Annotated in this window: 19 protein-coding genes; 10 read left to right on the top strand and 9 right to left on the bottom strand. The window is 61.3% G+C overall.

Going from position 1 to position 16,180, the window contains the following annotated elements; all coding sequences use genetic code 11:
- Nucleotides 1–79 precede the first annotated feature (79 nt).
- Both tsaD and NKJ58_RS01370 read left to right on the top strand, forming a co-directional pair.
- Complete coding sequence (tsaD, locus tag NKJ58_RS01365) at nucleotides 80–1,165, top strand: tRNA (adenosine(37)-N6)-threonylcarbamoyltransferase complex transferase subunit TsaD (RefSeq protein ID WP_352852756.1); 1,086 nt, start codon at nucleotides 80–82, stop codon at nucleotides 1,163–1,165.
- Entirely contained in the window at nucleotides 1,162–2,178 is a 1,017-nt protein-coding gene (locus tag NKJ58_RS01370) for an NAD(P)H-dependent glycerol-3-phosphate dehydrogenase (RefSeq protein ID WP_352852717.1), read from the top strand. Before tsaD ends, NKJ58_RS01370 begins: the two co-directional genes overlap by 4 nt.
- Here the strand turns inward: NKJ58_RS01370 and NKJ58_RS01375 are convergent.
- Entirely contained in the window at nucleotides 2,175–3,869 is a 1,695-nt protein-coding gene (locus tag NKJ58_RS01375) for a DUF7056 domain-containing protein (protein ID WP_352852718.1), read from the bottom strand. The two genes, NKJ58_RS01370 and NKJ58_RS01375, sit on opposite strands and share 4 nt — an antisense overlap.
- A 311-nt stretch (nucleotides 3,870–4,180) precedes the next feature.
- Here NKJ58_RS01375 and NKJ58_RS01380 point away from each other — a divergent pair, with 311 nt between their 5' ends.
- Nucleotides 4,181–5,029, top strand: a complete 849-nt coding sequence (locus tag NKJ58_RS01380) for a methyltransferase domain-containing protein (protein WP_352852719.1) — start codon at nucleotides 4,181–4,183, stop codon at nucleotides 5,027–5,029.
- A 54-nt stretch (nucleotides 5,030–5,083) separates the two neighbouring features.
- On the opposite strand, the gene NKJ58_RS01385 is transcribed toward NKJ58_RS01380, so the two are convergent.
- From NKJ58_RS01385 to NKJ58_RS01400, 4 genes are read right to left on the bottom strand one after another with little or no spacing between them, the layout of a single operon-like run.
- A complete protein-coding gene (locus NKJ58_RS01385) occupies nucleotides 5,084–5,707 on the bottom strand; it encodes a class I SAM-dependent methyltransferase (protein WP_352852720.1) in 624 nt (207 codons plus the stop codon).
- Between the two features lie 2 nt (nucleotides 5,708–5,709).
- Complete coding sequence (locus tag NKJ58_RS01390) at nucleotides 5,710–6,201, bottom strand: GtrA family protein (RefSeq protein WP_352512766.1); 492 nt, start codon at nucleotides 6,199–6,201, stop codon at nucleotides 5,710–5,712.
- 4 nt (nucleotides 6,202–6,205) lie between these two features.
- On the bottom strand, nucleotides 6,206–7,210 hold the full coding sequence (locus tag NKJ58_RS01395) for a glycosyltransferase (protein ID WP_352852721.1): 1,005 nt from the start codon (nucleotides 7,208–7,210) through the stop codon (nucleotides 6,206–6,208).
- Nucleotides 7,200–8,429 carry a glycosyltransferase family 2 protein gene (locus NKJ58_RS01400; protein ID WP_352852722.1) on the bottom strand — a complete coding sequence of 410 codons (1,230 nt, stop codon included), beginning with the start codon at nucleotides 8,427–8,429 and terminating at the stop codon, nucleotides 7,200–7,202. The genes NKJ58_RS01395 and NKJ58_RS01400 overlap by 11 nt, the downstream gene beginning before the upstream one ends.
- A 388-nt stretch (nucleotides 8,430–8,817) precedes the next feature.
- On the opposite strand from NKJ58_RS01400, the gene NKJ58_RS01405 reads away from it, so the two are divergent.
- From NKJ58_RS01405 to NKJ58_RS01420, 4 genes are all read left to right on the top strand, one after another.
- Complete coding sequence (locus NKJ58_RS01405; protein WP_352852723.1) at nucleotides 8,818–9,114, top strand: YciI-like protein; 297 nt, start codon at nucleotides 8,818–8,820, stop codon at nucleotides 9,112–9,114.
- 87 nt (nucleotides 9,115–9,201) lie between these two features.
- Nucleotides 9,202–9,627 carry an EVE domain-containing protein gene (locus tag NKJ58_RS01410; protein ID WP_023826897.1) on the top strand — a complete coding sequence of 142 codons (426 nt, stop codon included), beginning with the start codon at nucleotides 9,202–9,204 and terminating at the stop codon, nucleotides 9,625–9,627.
- Complete coding sequence (locus NKJ58_RS01415; RefSeq protein WP_352852724.1) at nucleotides 9,582–10,280, top strand: class I SAM-dependent methyltransferase; 699 nt, start codon at nucleotides 9,582–9,584, stop codon at nucleotides 10,278–10,280. The genes NKJ58_RS01410 and NKJ58_RS01415 overlap by 46 nt, the downstream gene beginning before the upstream one ends.
- 102 nt (nucleotides 10,281–10,382) lie before the next feature.
- Nucleotides 10,383–10,805: a DUF1761 domain-containing protein gene (locus tag NKJ58_RS01420; RefSeq protein ID WP_352852725.1), complete on the top strand. Its 423-nt coding sequence runs from the start codon at nucleotides 10,383–10,385 to the stop codon at nucleotides 10,803–10,805.
- A gap of 15 nt (nucleotides 10,806–10,820) precedes the next feature.
- On the opposite strand, the gene gcvA is transcribed toward NKJ58_RS01420, so the two are convergent.
- Nucleotides 10,821–11,741, bottom strand: coding sequence for a transcriptional regulator GcvA (gene gcvA / locus NKJ58_RS01425; RefSeq protein WP_023683901.1), 921 nt, complete (start codon nucleotides 11,739–11,741; stop codon nucleotides 10,821–10,823).
- Nucleotides 11,742–11,875: 134 nt separating this feature from the next.
- Here gcvA and NKJ58_RS01430 point away from each other — a divergent pair, with 134 nt between their 5' ends.
- The gene (locus NKJ58_RS01430) at nucleotides 11,876–12,115 is read left to right on the top strand and encodes a hypothetical protein (protein WP_352852726.1); all 240 of its coding nucleotides are present in this window, start codon (nucleotides 11,876–11,878) and stop codon (nucleotides 12,113–12,115) included.
- Between the two features lie 141 nt (nucleotides 12,116–12,256).
- Here NKJ58_RS01430 and NKJ58_RS01435 read toward each other — a convergent pair whose 3' ends face one another.
- Complete coding sequence (locus NKJ58_RS01435) at nucleotides 12,257–12,793, bottom strand: L,D-transpeptidase family protein (protein ID WP_352852757.1); 537 nt, start codon at nucleotides 12,791–12,793, stop codon at nucleotides 12,257–12,259.
- A gap of 145 nt (nucleotides 12,794–12,938) precedes the next feature.
- On the opposite strand from NKJ58_RS01435, the gene NKJ58_RS01440 reads away from it, so the two are divergent.
- A complete protein-coding gene (locus NKJ58_RS01440) occupies nucleotides 12,939–13,622 on the top strand; it encodes a response regulator transcription factor (RefSeq protein ID WP_023670493.1) in 684 nt (227 codons plus the stop codon).
- A 177-nt stretch (nucleotides 13,623–13,799) separates the two neighbouring features.
- The gene (locus NKJ58_RS01445) at nucleotides 13,800–14,255 is read left to right on the top strand and encodes a cyclic nucleotide-binding domain-containing protein (protein ID WP_023670494.1); all 456 of its coding nucleotides are present in this window, start codon (nucleotides 13,800–13,802) and stop codon (nucleotides 14,253–14,255) included.
- Between the two features lie 160 nt (nucleotides 14,256–14,415).
- Here NKJ58_RS01445 and xth read toward each other — a convergent pair whose 3' ends face one another.
- On the bottom strand, nucleotides 14,416–15,222 hold the full coding sequence (gene xth, locus NKJ58_RS01450) for an exodeoxyribonuclease III (RefSeq protein ID WP_352852727.1): 807 nt from the start codon (nucleotides 15,220–15,222) through the stop codon (nucleotides 14,416–14,418).
- A 199-nt stretch (nucleotides 15,223–15,421) separates the two neighbouring features.
- Nucleotides 15,422–16,102, bottom strand: coding sequence for an outer-membrane lipoprotein carrier protein LolA (locus NKJ58_RS01455; RefSeq protein WP_352852728.1), 681 nt, complete (start codon nucleotides 16,100–16,102; stop codon nucleotides 15,422–15,424).
- Between the last annotated feature and the right edge of the window lie 78 nt (nucleotides 16,103–16,180).

The following is a 16,180-nucleotide window of genomic DNA, read 5'->3' on the forward strand; positions in this document are numbered from 1 at the left end:
CGGCGCTCTCCCTAGCGAGGCCCGCCTCTACTAACTAGGAAAGTCCGGCGACACAATCTCTGGAGATAGCGACGAATTGATCCGCGTTCTGGGCATTGAGACGAGTTGCGACGAGACCGCCGCCAGCGTGGTGACGCTGGACGGCGATTCCGTGCCGGTGATTGCGTCCAACATCGTGCTCTGCCAGATCGAGGAGCACGCCGCCTTCGGCGGCGTCGTGCCGGAGATCGCCGCGCGCGCCCATGTCGAGGCGCTGGACGGCATTGTCGAGGCCGCTCTTGCGGATTCGGGCGTAGCCCTGGCCGACATCGACGCCATTGCCGCCACTGCGGGCCCCGGCCTGGTCGGCGGGCTGATCGTCGGCCTGATGACGGCCAAGGCGATTGCAGCGGCCGCCGGCAAGCCGCTGATCGCCATCAACCATCTCGAAGGCCACGCACTGACCGCAAGGCTGACCGACGGGCTCGACTTTCCCTATTTGCTGCTGCTGGTTTCCGGCGGCCACACCCAGATCGTCGCCGTGCGCGGCGTCGGCGACTACCAGCGCTGGGCGACGACCATCGACGACGCGCTCGGCGAAGCTTTCGACAAGACGGCCAAAATGCTCGGCCTGCCCTATCCCGGCGGCCCGAACGTCGAAAAGGCGGCAATGTCGGGCGATGCGACGCGCTTTGCCTTTCCGCGGCCGATGAGGGGCTCGGCGCAGCCCGATTTCTCCTTCTCCGGCCTCAAGACCGCCGTGCGCCAGGCGGCGACCGCCATCCAGCCGCTAAGCGAGCAGGATGTCGCCGACATCTGCGCCTCGTTCCAGGCGGCGGTAGCCGACGCACTTGGCGACCGCGTGGCCCGCGCGCTGGCCCGCTTCCGCGACGAATTTCCGGACAAGGCCGAGCCGGCGCTGGTCGTTGCCGGTGGCGTCGCCGCCAACAGAGCGATCAAGGCGACGCTGCAGAAGCAGTGCGCCGAGGCCGGCTTCGCCTTTGTCGCGCCGCCGCTCAAACTGTGCACCGACAACGCGGCGATGATCGCCTGGGCCGGCATCGAGCGGTTGCGGGCAGGCATGGCTCAAGAGAACGGCTTCGATTTCGTGCCGCGTTCGCGCTGGCCGCTGGACAGCATTTCGGCCCCGATGGTCGGCTCCGGCCGGCGCGGAGCGAAAGCATGAGCGCCGGCAACACAAGCGGCAGGGACAGAACCGGCTGGCGCGTCGCCGTGCTCGGCGGCGGCGCCTGGGGCACGGCGCTGGCGCTGGCGATGCTGCGCGCCGGTCACGATGTCCGGCTCTACGCCCGCGACGAAGAGACTGTTTCCGCGATCCGCCGCGGCGAGAACCCGCGTTATCTCCCCGGCATCGCCATTGAAACAGGCATTGCGGCGACGAGCGATATCGGCACGGCCCTGACCGATGCCGATTGCGCGCTGGCCGTGGCGCCGGCGCAGGCGCTGCGCGCCATGCTGACGACGGCAAAGCCCCATATGCCGAAAGGCATCCCGCTGGTTCTCTGCGCCAAAGGCATCGAGCGCGACACCGGCGCGCTGCTGTCGGCGATCGTTGGTGAGATCCTGCCCGAAACTCCGGTTTCGGCCTTGTCCGGTCCGAGCTTTGCCGCCGATGTGGCCAGGGGTCTGCCGACCGCTGTCGTGGTTGCTGCCCCCGACGACGCCTTGGCGGCCGAGCTTGCCGCGCGCTTTTCGGCGCAGAATCTGCGCTGCTATTCCAGCGACGATTTGATCGGCGTCGAGATCGGCGGCGCTTTGAAGAATGTCTTCGCCATTGCCGCTGGCGCCGTCACCGGCGCCGGGCTCGGCGCCAGCGCGCAGGCCGCCATGGTGACGCGCGGCTTCGTCGAACTGCGCCGCATCGGCGCGTCCTTCGGCGCCAAGCCGGAGACGCTGATGGGGCTTTCCGGGCTCGGCGACCTTTTGCTCACCTGCTCTTCCGCCCAGTCGCGCAATTTCGCCTATGGGCTGGCGCTGGGGCAAGGTAAGCCCTTGTCGGGACTGCCGCTCGCCGAAGGCGTGCCGACGGCGGCGATCGCCGCCCGCATCGCCACCGAGCGCGACATCGACGCGCCGATCATCGCTGCGGTGTCGGCGATACTGGACGGCACGATCACCATTCGGCAGGCTGTCACGGCATTGATGACCCGGCCGCTGAAGACCGAAACCGGTATTTAATTGTAAACTCCCGTGAACAGCTCGGTATTGTCCCCGCCAGGCACGATGCGGTTTTCATAGTGACCTTCCGGCAGCAGCAGTGCCTCGGCTGGACCGTTGCGCAGGACAACGTCGCTGGTACCTGCCTCCAAGGATAGGGGCGAAGAATGCGAGGTGCCGTTTATCTCGACCTCGCCGTCTGCAAGCTCCCCGCTGGTCGTGTACAGGCTGTATCGTCCGGCGACAGGCACCTTGAAAACGACCGGACGACCGGAATAGAGGCGACGACCAGCCATTCTGATGTTGGGAGCGATCTGGACGTAGCTGTCGCGGATGAGAGGCGCGATCACGGTATCGATCAAATCCATGCGATATGACCAGAGGACCATCTTGGGCGGGGAATCCGAGAGAACTTTGTAGGCTTCCGATTGCCTGCCTTCCTGCAATGTTTTCAAGACATAATGCTGGTCGAGCCAGAGTGTGGAGGGCTCCTGTCGATTGGGCAGCATGGCGATGCCGTCGAAATACTTCTCATCCGGTGCGAGCAAAGATTCCGCGCGCGAGACCAGTTCAAGCTGGGTCTGATTGTTGAGGCGTAGGTAAACGACATTGCTCGCGTAGCTCATTGCGATGGCTGTGATCAGCACCGCGAGGACAGGAACCCGGTAGCGCGCGTGGGTTGCGGTGCTGTCGAGAAGCTCCAACGACCAGAGCGCAACGAACGGCAACGCCATGATGAAGACATAAGGCCAGGGCTGGTCGTGCGTGAATACCAGCACCGTGATGACGAGTGAAAAGATCAGCGCAATTCGCCTTCGACCATCGAGTTTCATGATCCGCATCAGTGACAGGGCCATACCGGAGAAACAGATCCCGTAAAGAAGGGCGTTCCGCGCCAGTGTCTGTAACACGAACTGCCTCAGTCCCCCGTAGTCACCGCCTCCACGCGTCGCAATCTCGACCGGGCCAAGTAAAAGGTTTTTGGCCGCGAGAACAGGGGCGCCTCCACCGAAGATCAAGCAATAGACGATTATCGGAACGGCCCATCCAAGCACGAGCCACCCTCCGCGAACCGCCCCTGTTGCGTAGCGTCTCATCAAGGCTGCGTCAGCAACAAGGCCGATGCCGAGCGCAACGTTGAAGTAGACCGATTTCTGAGTGATGACGAAGGCAAGGCCACTTAGCATGCCGGCGGCAACAAGCTGCCTTGCCCTCAACCCAGGTGCGCGCAGGACAACCAGCAACGCCGCCACGGCGAAGAACACTGCCGGCGGTTCGGCGATGGTACGAAAGATGCGCTCCATGAAATTCGAAAAGCACAGGAGAACGAGGACGATCGTCAAAGCGCGCACGCGATCCTCGCCCAGAGCGCGAGCGCATGCGTAGATCAAAGAGATCGTCCCGCAGGCCAGCAACGCAGTCTGCATGCGGCCAGCAAGCAGAATCGACGTGGCGTTCCAGCCGATCAGATGAGCAATCTCATAAAAAGCCGCATAGCCGACCGCCTTGGGATGCCAGATCGTATCGAACAGGCCGTTGGAGAAATATTTCGCCCATCCGAGTTGGACGAATTCATCCATGACGAAGCGGATGTTCCAAGCCAGAACGAACAGCAAGATGATCTTGAGTGCGATCAGGATATGCAGAAAAGTTGTTGTTGGTCGCTGCCCGAGAGCGAACAGCTTGTTTGGTCCCGGCTCCTGCGTATTCAAGACAACCCCTCGATCGTGCCCAGGCAGACCAACGCCAGGCGTGCTGCCTCGCTGGGCGCAACGCCCTTCATCCTCAGACAACAACTTCGAGGCCGGCAGATCCGCTTGGCGAAGCATGGTTCCACCGCGGTTAATATCCCGACACTGTGCGGAACTGAAGCCGTCGCGCTTCGGATTCTGCAGCGCTCCGCTCCAGCCTGTCTATACGCAGCGGACTTTAGCCGCTGTTAGCCTTTTGCTTGCTAAGAAGCGTTACGTTCAGACACGGCAACCTGCCTCTGCGACAATGCGGAGGCTTGAAAGGACATCGCGTGCTACAACCCAAGATGGCATCGGGCCTCGTCTGCCCAGTCTGCTATTCCAGGCTTGGCACAAGCCCGGCTGCCCTGACCTGCGAATCTTGCCCTGCCGCCTATCCCGTGCACAAAGGCGTTCCGTTCTTTGTCGAGTCGCCGGTGAGGGAGGGCTTCGACGCTAGCTTCCATAAAGAGGCGTATGACGGTACCAGCACGCGCGCCCGAATGTACAATTCGCTGAAGCAGGTCATCACCAGCGAATATTCACCTCACGACACGCTGAATTCGTTTCTTGCGTCGATACCTCAGGGCTCGATGGTCGTGGAGTTCGGCTCCGGCGCACGGCGCGTCCGCCCCGATGTCCTCAACATTGACCTGTTCCCCACCCCGAACGTCGATCTGGTTGCTAATGTCGAGCACACGCCGCTTGCGAGCGATTCCATTGACGTCGTCATTCTGGACAGCGTGATCGAGCATGTTCCCAATCCGGCAGCGGTCGTCGATGAAGTGTTCCGTGTCCTGAAGCCGGGCGGAACGCTGCTCTGCATCAACCCTTTCTTGTTCCCCTATCACGGCTATCCCGCCCACTACTGCAACTTCACAAAGGATGGGATCGAGCAGCTTCTGCAGCGGTTCGCAAGGGTGGAGGTCCAGACGCATCAAGGACCGACAAGCGCGATCGTCAACATCCTTTCGGAATATATCGGCGTCGTTATCGGTCGAGAGAACCGAACCCGCTACATGATAGCGAAAGCCGCAATCCTGACGCTGACATTCCCGTTGAAGTTTATCGATAAATTTCTGGTCGATCGCCCGGAGAGTCACCGGATCGCCAGCATGCTCAGCACCATCGCGACCAAATAGCGTGTCGTTGATCCGCGCTTACCGCCTCGTGACACGCCGGGATCCACCCATCTGCTACCAGCTGAGCAGTTCACAATAATTCGGCCGGTCCGGTGATGCCGATACTCTCTTTGCCGTCGGGAAATGCCGCTTTGCCATGGCCGCGAAGTCCGAACGCGAAAACAAGACGACATGCTTGTCTCCGGTAATGTGCCGGTCCGCAAGAAGCGACAAGGTGGCGCGTATTCCACCAGGCTCGATGTCCTTGAGGATGATCTTCCGGCAGGCCCAGCGTTCGCAACTGTTGGCCAGCGATTTGAAGAACGCCTCGCGCCGATCCACCGGTACATGATGAATGACGTCGGAAATCGTGACGACATCGTAAGACCCTTGCACGCTGGAAAGGTCCGTCGCGGGCAGAAGTCCGACCTTCGCCCGATTTGCGTTGCTTAGAAACGCACCGATCGAAGGGGCGAGATCGCACATCGTAATCCTCAGGTCGGGGCGCTGATCGAGCAGCCGGTCGACGAGCGCTCCATCGCCGCCGCCGATATCCAAAACCTTCGCGCCGTTCGGCAATTCGCGATCGAGAAAATCCGCGATTGCATTGAGATTGACGAAAACGCGACGGTAGACGTCTCCGACCGGCTTGAAATGGCGGCCAAGAGCCCTGCGCATGATCTGACCTGGCGGTAGCATTCTTATTCCTCGTTTCCGGAAAATTGTCGTGTGGTTGAGCGAGATGCTGTCGGCGCGGTGGCGGACCGTAGACTGAACCGTGACAAGATAGCCAAATGCGCAACCACAACGTTCCAGATGAGTAACGCCACGGTGGCGATCGGAGACGCGATCGCAACACCAAGGCCAAGCCAGGAACAGAGAAGCACCATCATGGCTACCGAGATCGGGTAGGCCGCAGCCACGCCTGCCGCAAAACGCGCAAATGCCTTGAAGCGCAGCGGTTTGCCGAAGGTGAACCAGCTGTGCAGAGCGTAGCCGGTCGGCGTCACCGCCAGGAATGAAATCATGATGCCCAGCAGGTAGTGCCTGCCCAGCTGATCGACCGTAATCATGATGACATTGTGCGCAATTGCGCATATCGCTCCCACCACAATGTACCGCCGTCCCCGTTCCAGAAGCGGTCTTTCGCTCTGGTCCACTGGGATGTCGGCGATCCTGACAGAGCTGGACATCGCCTCAGAAAGCTCCTGTCAGTTTCGCGCGAAGCCGGCACATGACACGCTCACGCAGCCGCGAATCGCGCAAATAGCGCCTCAATCCCGTCGGCCCGAGCGACAGCATAATACGAGCGGCTCGAAGCAAGGCGTTCAAGTCGCCGGCTGACGCAGCCGCCAGCGACACATTAACGCTGATCGATGCCCGAGCAGCAGATTCGATCCGGCGCCGGCTGCGCGCCGAAAGCCGGTCCAAATGGCGCTCCAGGACAGTCTGCATTTGCGAACGGAATTCGTTCGCATCGCGCGATCCGGTTACGGTCAGCGAATCGCCATGAACCCGGAAGGCCGTGGTTATCTCCTGGTGATAAATGACGGGTCCGGCAACGGCGAGCTTCGCCCATATATCCCAATCAGCCGTATACCAGAGCCTCTCATCCATACCCCCGCATGCCAGCCACGCATTCCGACGAAATATCGGAGCAGGCACGGACACGAAATTCTGTACGAGAAGCCGTTCCAGCAAGAAGTCGGATTCGAGCACCTTGTCGCTCGGCAAGGGACAGTTCCAGCATCCCATTCCCCGGCCGTGGCGGTCGACGATCGCAGTCGGGGCCAAGTGAAGCGCTGCTTCGGGCAGGTCCTCGAGCCAGCGTCGCGTGGCCTCGATGCGCCCGGGCAACCAAAGGTCGTCTTGGTGGAGTATGCAGACATAGTCGGCGGCGGCCAGCTCAACGCCCAGATTGGTCTTCGACTGCCAGGGCGCTAGATCCTTTCGCCGCAGCAGCCGGAAGGCCGGCCGGTGGAGAAATCGCTCGACAATGGCGGAAGTAGCGTTTGTCGGGCTGCTGTCGATAATGATTATCTCCAGGCCATCGCTCGGCTCTGCAGCAAGCGAGTCAAGTGTCGCTCCAATCCATGCCGCCCCGTCATGGACCGGCATGACAACCGACAGAAAAGGCTTTGCGGCCGCGCGGCTTGCCGCTTGAATTTCCGCTCGCAAGGCTGCTGGAGGGCTAGAGCTCACGTCTGCTACTCAACGTATCAAGCAGCAATTTGAGCACGAAGCCGGACAGCACCATCGACATGCCGGCCACGCAGATGGTGGTGACTACAAAGGTCAGGTGCACCGATTGCTCCATGGGGCCGCCAATAAGAATCCAATGTAGCGCGAGTGACACATCGGCCGCGAAGCCGGTTGCCGCGAGTACGCCACCGGAAAAAACCAGCCATTCCAAGGGCCGGCCGCGCGTCAGCCATGGCACAATTCGACCGCTGTAGACCGGGTGGTAGATGGCGATTGCCACCTTTGCCAGCATACCGAACAGGATCGCTGAAAGGCCAATCAACGTCGCCATGGCCGAAAGCGCGACGAAGTGAATTCCAAAGTACCATCCGCCGATGCGAACAGGCCCAGCCGCGAGAACGGCAAGGCCGGCAATGCCAGCGATCAACAAGGTCAGCCCAGGCACGAGATACATGTTATCGGGCGCATGGGCTATGATCAGCCGCAGATGTCGCCAACCGTCCCGGAAGGAACGCAGATGCGGCGCGCGGTTGCGCTTGTCGGGATAGAGCTTGATCGGCACTTCACGAATGGCGAGCCCAGCGCGATGCGCATTGATGATCATTTCCGAAGCGAATTCCATCCCTGGCGAGCGCGCGCCGATTTTTAGAAATGCCTCGCGCGTGAAACCGCGCATGCCGCAATGGAAGTCGCGGACCGGAGAGTTGTGCAAACAGCGAGCGATGGTGGAAAGGACAGGATTGCCGAGGTAGCGATGCAACGATGGCATGGCGCCCGGCTGGATCCCGCCGGCGAACCGGTCGCCCATCACAAGTTCCGCACCCTGTTCCAACGCATCGACGAAATCGCCGAGCTGGCTCCAATCGTAGGAATCATCGGCATCCGCCATGATGAGATATTTGCCTTCGGCCGCTTCGACCGCGGCTCTGATTGCCGCGCCATAGCCCTTTACCGGCTGATGAACGACCCGCGCTCCCAGCTTTTGCGCAATCTCCACCGACTTGTCCGCGGATCCATTGTCGCCAACGACGACTTCCCCCTTGATGCCGCGCATCGAGAAGGCATTGAAGGCTTTGCGAATGCAAATGCCGAGCGTCAGTTCCTCGTTCAGGCAAGGAATGATTGCAGAGACGAGAACACGCTCGGTCCCCATGCCGGCCGTGAAAGCAAGCGCGACGTCGTCGATCCGAACCGTCGTGTTGCGCGCGATGCTCTCCATTGCGACCTCTATTCAGGCGTTCTGAGCAGACCAGCCCATTTCACAATTGACTTGCTGGAGTGTTGCGTATCGAAAATTGATTATTTTTGAATTTACGAAATACTCGGTAGTGTATTTATAGGCGGCGGCAAGCAAAGCTGGTGCGCTGTTGTGGTGCGCGATGCAGCCTGTCGCCTTCGTCCACTCTTTCGGCTAAGCGGGTTGCGTTTGTGATTTTCATCAACCCAGGACTGTCAACTATTTCAACGCCTTGGCTTGAGCCATAGCGGAGATTCAATGCGTCGAGAGATCGTCATTTGGCATTGACCCGAAGCCAGCATAAAAGCAAAACCGCGATTTCGGCAGTTCAAGCGAGCTGTTGTCGCAATCCCAAAACGGAGTTTTAAAAATGCTGTTTGCGTTGATTTGCAAGGACAAGCCAGGCAGCCTGCAGGTGCGGGTCGATACGCGGCCGGTCCACGTCGCCTTTCTCGAACGCCTGAACGCCGACAACAAACTGGCCTTTGCCGGCCCGTTCCTCGACGCCGAGGGCAAGCCCAATGGCAGCCTCGTCGTCGTGGAAGCGCCCGACCTCGTCGGTGCGCAGGCGCTGTCGGCTGCCGACCCCTATGCCAAGGCCGGGCTGTTCGAAAGTGTCGAAATCCGCCAGTGGAACTGGACCTTCAACAAGCCGGCGGCTAGTTAGTTCCGGCGGCGCCTAGAGTGATCCCAGGAAAAGTGTGTAACGGTTTTCCGTCCGGAATTGCGCAAAAATAGTAGTTGGAGCAAAGACATGAACTACTGGCTGTTCAAATCCGAACCTTCGGTCTTCTCCTTCGAGGCGCTGAAGGCCAAGGGCAAGGCCGGCACGCAGTGGGACGGCGTGCGCAACTATGCAGCGCGCAACAACATGAAGGCGATGCAGATCGGCGATCTCGGCTTCTTCTATCACTCCAATGAGGGGCTGAACGTCGTCGGCATTGCCGAGGTCTGCGCGCTTGCCCATCAGGATACCAGCACCGACGATCCGCGCTGGGAATGCGTCGACATCCGCGCCTTCAAGGATGTGCCGAACCCGCCGACGCTGGAACAGGTCAAGGCCAATCCGAAACTCGCCGAGATGGCTCTGGTGCGGCTTGGACGGCTTTCCGTACAGCCGGTGACGCCGGCCGAATGGAAGGAAGTCTGCCGCATGGGCGGCCTGACGCCGGCTCCGTGACGGCCCTCACGCCGAACAGCGCGAAAAAGTTCATTCTCGACAACACGGCGCTTATGTCGCCGCCGCATGTGCCGGAGATTGTCCTCAATCTTGCCGACGAAGCGCATGACCTCTGGCAGCGCACGGAGAACGAGCTGATCGAAATCGGCCTGCCGCCGCCGTTTTGGGCCTTTGCCTGGGCCGGCGGTCAGGGCCTTGCCCGTTACGTGCTGGACAATCCGTCGGATGTGCGGGGCAAACGCGTGCTCGACTTCGCCTCCGGCTCCGGCCTTGTCGCCATCGCCGCCGCCAAGGCGGGTGCGGCGCACGTGATCGCAACCGACATCGACCCGTTCTGCGAAACGGCGGTCCGCCTCAATGCCGAGGCCAACGGCGTTGCCATCGAGTTTTGCGGCACGGACTGCATCGGTACCGACGCCGGCTGGGACGTGGTGCTGGCCGGCGACGTCTTCTACGACAAACCCTTCGCCGACACGCTGATGCCGTGGTTTTCGACACTGAAGGCGCGCGGCGCCGACATCCTCGTCGGCGATCCCGGCCGCTCCTACATGCCGAAGGCGGGACTGGAGCCGCTCGCCGTCAACGAAGTGGCGGTGACGCGGGCGCTGGAGGACGCCCTGGTCAAGCGCACCACGGTGTGGCGCTTCGCTTGACGGCATTGCCGAACAGGCGTTCCATCGCGCATTTTGAAGAATACGCATGTTGTTATCCCAGAACCGTCAGGCTTTGGGCGGCATGCTTGAGGGGAGGACTTTATGGATTTTTCAGTGGTGAACTGGCTGGCGGTGGTTGTCGCGGCCGTCGCGGCGTGGCTGTTTGGCGCCGTCTGGTACACGGCCCTCAGCAAGCCTTGGATGAGGGCGGCCAGGATCGATCCGTCAACATCAAAGAAATCGATATTGCCCTTCATCATCTCCTTCATCGCCGAGCTGATCATGGCGCTGGTCTTAGCCTTGGTCGTCGGCGCGATGACCGGCGGCGAGCCGGTCCTTGTCGCAGGGCTGATCTTCGGCTTCGTCCTCTGGCTGGGTTTCGTCGCCACGACGCTGACGGCCAACCATCGCTATGAGAATTTCGGCTGGGACCTGACCCTGATCGACGGCGGCCACTGGCTCGGCGTGCTGTTGATCATCGGCGCGGTGATCGGCTGGTTCGGGGCTCCGGTCGTCGCCGGCTGAGGCCTGCAGAAGTCGTCAGGTCTGCGTCCTGGCGACTTCGTCGAGGATCCATTCGCGGAAAGCGATGATGCGCGGATCGTTGGCAGTGCTCTCGGGATAGACCAGGAAGTAGCCGAACTCCGGCCCCACGCGCAGACCGAGTTCAAAGGGCTGCACCAGCCTTCCCTGGGAAAGGTCGTTTGCCACCATGGCGAACTCGGCGAGCGCCACGGCATTGCCGTCGAGCGCCGCCTGCACGGCATCGGTGGAGGTTCCAAACACGATAGTCCGGCTGTCGTCGAAATCGTTGATGCCGGCCGCGGCCATCCACATGCGCCAGTTCGGCCATGTCACGCCTTGGCGCGACCATTCGATATGGGCAAGCGTGTGGTTGAAGAGGTCGCGCGGTTCGCGCAGCGGCGGGCCGGAGGTCAGCAGGCTCGGGCTGCACACCGGAATGAGGATGTTGTCGAACAGGCGATGGGCGCGAAGCCCCGGATACTTGCCGACCCCGAACCGGATGCCGACATCGACGTCGTCGAGTTCGAAATCGCGCACTTCGTAGCCGATGTCGAACCTCAGTTCGATACTGGGCTGAAGTTTGCGAAAATCGTCGACGCGCCGCATCAGCCATTTTGACGCGAACTGCGCGTCGAGCGTTACCTTCAGCAATGCCGTGCCGCGCGTCAGCTTGCGCGCCCGCGACACCGCCCGGTTGAGCAGGTCGAGCGCATCGATCGAGGCCTCGAACAGCACCGTACCTGCCTCGGTCAGCCGGATGGTACGACTGGTTCGCGTGAACAGCACCAGCCCGAGCTGATCCTCGATTTCCTTGATCTGGTGGCTGACCGCCGCCGGCGTCAGCCCGAGCTCGTCGGCAGCGCGGGTGAAATTGAGGTGGCGGGCGGCGGCTTCCAGAGTCCTCAGCGCGCGCGTTCCGGGCAACAGACGGGACATCACCGTATCCTCAAATAAAACTTGACGATCCGAAAAGAACTACTCGTTTCTCGCATGGATTTCAATGCGGCATGATGCATCCATCGAAACACCATCAAGCCGGATTTGATATCCGGCGGAACACGGAGCGCATCATGTCCATCTTCGTTTTGAACTCGCCAGCAGCTCGCTCGAACTGGTTGCATGCCGTAACGGACTGGCTTCGCCAAGCGAAAGTCGCCATCAACCTGACGCGCCAGGACGTGGAGGATCTGTCGGATCGCCAGTTGCGCGACGTCGGCGCGCAGCGCAAGGACGTGACGCGGGCCGTGGACCGGGAACTCGGCCGGCTTGGATTGCTGGACACTGGGTGGCAGAAGCCGAGAAGGCGTTAGGCAATGGTGAGTAGGGAGTAGTGAGTAGTGAGTAGTGAAGGATTGAAACGACGCTGAGACCATCCTACTCCCTACTCCCTACTCCCTACTCCCTACTCCCTACTCCCTACTCCCTACTCCCTACTCCCTACTCCCTACTCCCTACCTCACCACCCTCACCACCGTCCGGTCCGACACCAGCGGCAACAGCCGCGCCATTGACCGCGCCGTCACCGCCACGCAGCCTTGCGTCGGTGTGAAGCCTGGGCGCGCCAGATGGAAGAAGATGGCGCTGCCACGGCCGCGCCGGCGCGGCGCCATGTTCCAGTCGAGCACCAGGCAGGCGTCATAGAGGCGGTCGTCGCGCCGCATTCGCTCATGGCTGGCGCCATAGGGGATTTTCACCGGCCGGTTGTAGTTGCGGTCGTCCGGCACCTCGCACCAGCCGAGATCGGCGCCGATCGGCGCCATCGCCAGCCGGGTTTTGCGGCCGGCCGCGAAATGATCGCCCCGAAAATATCCTGACAAAATCCGCATCTCGCCAAGCGGCGTCGCACCGTCGCCTTCGCGCTTGTTGGCTGAGATGCCGCCGCGTCCGAGCGCGCAGGCAAACACCTTGCTGCCGGCCTGCAATATCCCCTGGCTGGGGTTGCCCGGCCTCGCCCGAACCACCAGCACACGCAGCCCTTTCGGCAAAATTTCGCCGGCTGCATTGCGATCGCGTTTTTTCTTGTATGATCGTGTCACGGAACAAATCACTGTGATCGGACTGTTGCGCCGGTCAGCTTCCGCATAAATGGGGGGCGGTCAACTGAAAATTCTTTTCAAAACAATGGATTGATCCATGACATCACGTACCATTCTGATCGTTGACGACGATGACGACCTGCGCGGAACCCTCGTCGAGCAACTGGCCCTTTACGAAGAATTCGACGTCTTGCAGGAAGCGACCGCCGCCAAAGGCGTCGCCGCGGCGCGCGGCGGGCTCATCGACCTGCTCATCATGGATGTCGGGCTGCCGGACATGGATGGCCGCGAGGCGGTGAAGATCCTGCGCAAGGGGGGCTACAAGGCGCCGATCATCATGCTGACCGGCCACGATACCGATTCCGACACAATTCTGGGCCTCGAGGCCGGCGCCAACGACTATGTCACCAAGCCGTTCCGCTTCGCCGTGCTGCTCGCCCGCATACGCGCACAACTGCGTCAGCACGAGCAGAGCGAGGACGCCACCTTTTCGGTCGGGCCCTACACGTTCAAGCCCAGCCAGAAGCTTCTGATCGACCAGCGCGGCGGCAAGGTGCGGCTGACCGAGAAGGAAGCCTCGATCATCAAATATCTCTATCGAGCCGACCAGAAGGTGGTGACGCGCGACGTCCTGCTTGAGGAAGTGTGGGGCTACAATTCCGGCGTCACCACGCACACGCTGGAAACTCACGTCTACCGGCTGCGCCAGAAGATCGAGCGCGATCCTTCCAATGCTGAAATTCTTGTGACAGAAAGCGGCGGCTACAAGCTGGTTCCTTAAACTTTTCATTGTTCAATAGGCGGTCGGGGCGGGACTGTTTCGGGGAGGATCCGGCTGGGGGAGCCTGGATCGGCCCGCTGCGCAGATTGAAGTGTTAGAGCGTCCTTTGCGCGTTCAATTGGACACGCGGCGCTCTAAGGGAGGGATTGGACTGACCGTTCGGGGACGCAGCTAGAGATGGCGCTGGATGACGACATCCGCATCCTGTCCGCCGTGAAGCTCTTTGAGGGTTTCACGCAGGAACAGCTGCGCCTGCTCGCCTTCGGCGCCGAAGCCACCCATCTGCAGGCCGACCGCAAGCTGTACCGCGAGGATGACGAAGCCGACTCAGCCTATATCGTGGTCAGTGGCCGCATCGTGCTCTACCGCGAGCATGACGGCGACCGCATCCCGATCGGCACCGCCGGCCCCGGCACGATCCTCAGCGAACTGGCGCTGATCGCCGACTCAAGACGGCTGACCAGCGCCTCGGCCGAGACCGATTCGGAAGTGATAAGGTTGAGCCGCAAGATGTTTCGCCGCATCCTGGAGGAATATCCCGAGGTGGCGGTGAAACTGCACCAGCGAATCCTCGATGATTTTCAGGCCATGATCGCCCGCATCGAGAAGCTGGCGCCAAGGTTTGGCGGGTAGGTCCCCGCGACCGCGCTCACGCTTGGGTGTGTCGAGATTCAGGTCAGGCCGAGTCGAAAATGGCTGATACCGAGAACCGGAGCGGAGCGTACTCAAAGTACGCACCGGAAGCGCAGGTATCGGCCATTTGCAGGCCGGCCTCACCTGAATATCGGCACGCCTAATCCAGGTCGAACCGCGCAATCACCGGCACATGGTCCGAGGGCCGCTCCCAGCCACGCGCCTCTCGCAGGATCTCATAGCCGGCAAAGCTCGGTACTAGGTTCGGTGACGACCAGACATGGTCGAGCCGGCGGCCTCGGTTCGAGGCTTCCCAGTCCCGCGCGCGATAGCTCCACCAGGTGTAGAGCTTCTGCTCTGGCGGCACGTTGAGCCGCATCAGGTCGACCCAGTCGCCGGCGATCCGCATCGTGTCGAAATTTTGCGTCTCGACCGGCGTGTGGCTGACCACGTTGAGCAATTGCTTGTGCGACCAGACATCGTGCTCCTGCGGCGCGATGTTGAGGTCGCCGACCAGGATCGAGGCTGACACCTGGTCATGCGCGGCGCGGATGGCGTTCATCTCGGCAACGAAATCGAGCTTGTGGCGGAACTTGCGGTTGATCTCGGGATCGGGCTCGTCGCCGCCGGCCGGCACGTAGAAATTGTGGACCAGGATTGCCTTTCCGCCGGCCTGCACCTTGACCGACAGATGCCGGCTGTCGTCGATCTCGCAGAAGCGCCGCTTCTCGACAATCTCGATCGGCCGCCGCGCCACCGTCGCCACGCCGTGATAGCCCTTCTGGCCATGGAAGGCGATGTGCTCGTAGCCGGCCTTGCGGAACGCCTTTTCCGGAAACAGCTCGTCGGGAACCTTCGTCTCCTGCAGGCAAAGCACATCGGGCGCCTGCTCCGTCAGCAGCCGCTCGACGATCGGCATGCGCAGGCGCACGGAGTTGATGTTCCAGGTGGCGATGGAGAAGGGCATGCGGCGGTCCGAACAAGGTCGCCGATCTACTGACAGCCGAGCGCCACAAACACAAGCCAGCCTTTGCGGGCGGCGGCCCTGATTCAGGTCAGGCCGAGTCGAAAATGGTGGTCTCCGAGAACCGGAGCGGAGCGTACTTAAACCCCGTGAGCGCCGGAAGCGCAGGAGATCGCCATTTTCAGGCCGGCCTCACCTGAATCTAGCGCGTCTTGGTGTTCAGCTCGCGGTTCGCCGCATAGTCGATGGCGAACGTATCCGCAGGGAAGCTGACGCCTTCCTTGGTGTTGTAGATCATCACCGTGGTGTCCTTGCCCTGCGCGTCGGTGATGGTCCACTGGCGCAGATCATAGGATTTCGGATCGAACATCATGGTGATCTTCGAATTGCCGAACACCGACTTGTCGGCAAGCTGGATGGTGGTGAGGTCGCTCTCTTCCTTGATCGATTTGACGCGGCCGCCCGAGAGGTCGATCTTGGTGTCGAGCAACAGCTTCAGCGGCGTCTTCGACAACGGATAGAGATCGGACGTTTTCAGCCGCTTGTTGAGGATGACCACCGACTTGCCGTCGGAAATCACCCGGAAATTCGACTTGCCGTCATAGTTGAAGCGAATCTTGCCTGGCCGCTCAAGGAAGAACTTGCCGCCGGTCTGCTGGTTGTTGGGGCCGAACTGGACGAACTCGCCGCTCATCGATTTGACCGAGGAGAAATGGTCGGCGATCTTTTGCGCCGTCGGCGGCACCGCCGCCTGCGCCGAGGCCAGGAGCTGGAACCCCGGCACGACGTTGATGGCCGCGGCGCCGGCAAGCATCAGGCCAAGGCCGAGCAACTGGCGACGGTTTGGAGCGAAATCGCTGATCGCGGAAAGATCGTTTTTCATGCCGGTCACTCTCGTGTGGTGTGTGTCTCATTGCAGTCCGTGGACCCCCAGTTAGACTTAAGTTTGGCGGGCCGGACA

It is taken from the genome of Mesorhizobium sp. M0139 (genome assembly GCF_040322455.1).
In the GTDB taxonomy this organism is placed as follows: Bacteria; Pseudomonadota; Alphaproteobacteria; order Rhizobiales; family Rhizobiaceae; genus Mesorhizobium.

Bases quoted from the DNA above. Each gene is read 5' to 3' on its own strand.
- NKJ58_RS01445 (WP_023670494.1), top strand. From the start codon at position 13,800: ATGGCGCTGGATGACGACATCCGCATCCTGTCCGCCGTGAAGCTCTTT.
- NKJ58_RS01400 (WP_352852722.1), bottom strand. From the start codon at position 8,429: ATGGAGAGCATCGCGCGCAACACGACGGTTCGGATCGACGACGTCGCG.
- NKJ58_RS01410 (WP_023826897.1), top strand. From the start codon at position 9,202: ATGAACTACTGGCTGTTCAAATCCGAACCTTCGGTCTTCTCCTTCGAG.
- NKJ58_RS01405 (WP_352852723.1), top strand. From the start codon at position 8,818: ATGCTGTTTGCGTTGATTTGCAAGGACAAGCCAGGCAGCCTGCAGGTG.
- NKJ58_RS01455 (WP_352852728.1), bottom strand. From the start codon at position 16,102: ATGAAAAACGATCTTTCCGCGATCAGCGATTTCGCTCCAAACCGTCGC.
- NKJ58_RS01420 (WP_352852725.1), top strand. From the start codon at position 10,383: ATGGATTTTTCAGTGGTGAACTGGCTGGCGGTGGTTGTCGCGGCCGTC.
- NKJ58_RS01440 (WP_023670493.1), top strand. From the start codon at position 12,939: ATGACATCACGTACCATTCTGATCGTTGACGACGATGACGACCTGCGC.
- NKJ58_RS01415 (WP_352852724.1), top strand. From the start codon at position 9,582: ATGGAAGGAAGTCTGCCGCATGGGCGGCCTGACGCCGGCTCCGTGACG.
- gcvA (WP_023683901.1), bottom strand. From the start codon at position 11,741: ATGTCCCGTCTGTTGCCCGGAACGCGCGCGCTGAGGACTCTGGAAGCC.
- NKJ58_RS01430 (WP_352852726.1), top strand. From the start codon at position 11,876: ATGTCCATCTTCGTTTTGAACTCGCCAGCAGCTCGCTCGAACTGGTTG.
- NKJ58_RS01390 (WP_352512766.1), bottom strand. From the start codon at position 6,201: ATGTCCAGCTCTGTCAGGATCGCCGACATCCCAGTGGACCAGAGCGAA.
- NKJ58_RS01370 (WP_352852717.1), top strand. From the start codon at position 1,162: ATGAGCGCCGGCAACACAAGCGGCAGGGACAGAACCGGCTGGCGCGTC.
- xth (WP_352852727.1), bottom strand. From the start codon at position 15,222: ATGCCCTTCTCCATCGCCACCTGGAACATCAACTCCGTGCGCCTGCGC.
- NKJ58_RS01385 (WP_352852720.1), bottom strand. From the start codon at position 5,707: ATGCTACCGCCAGGTCAGATCATGCGCAGGGCTCTTGGCCGCCATTTC.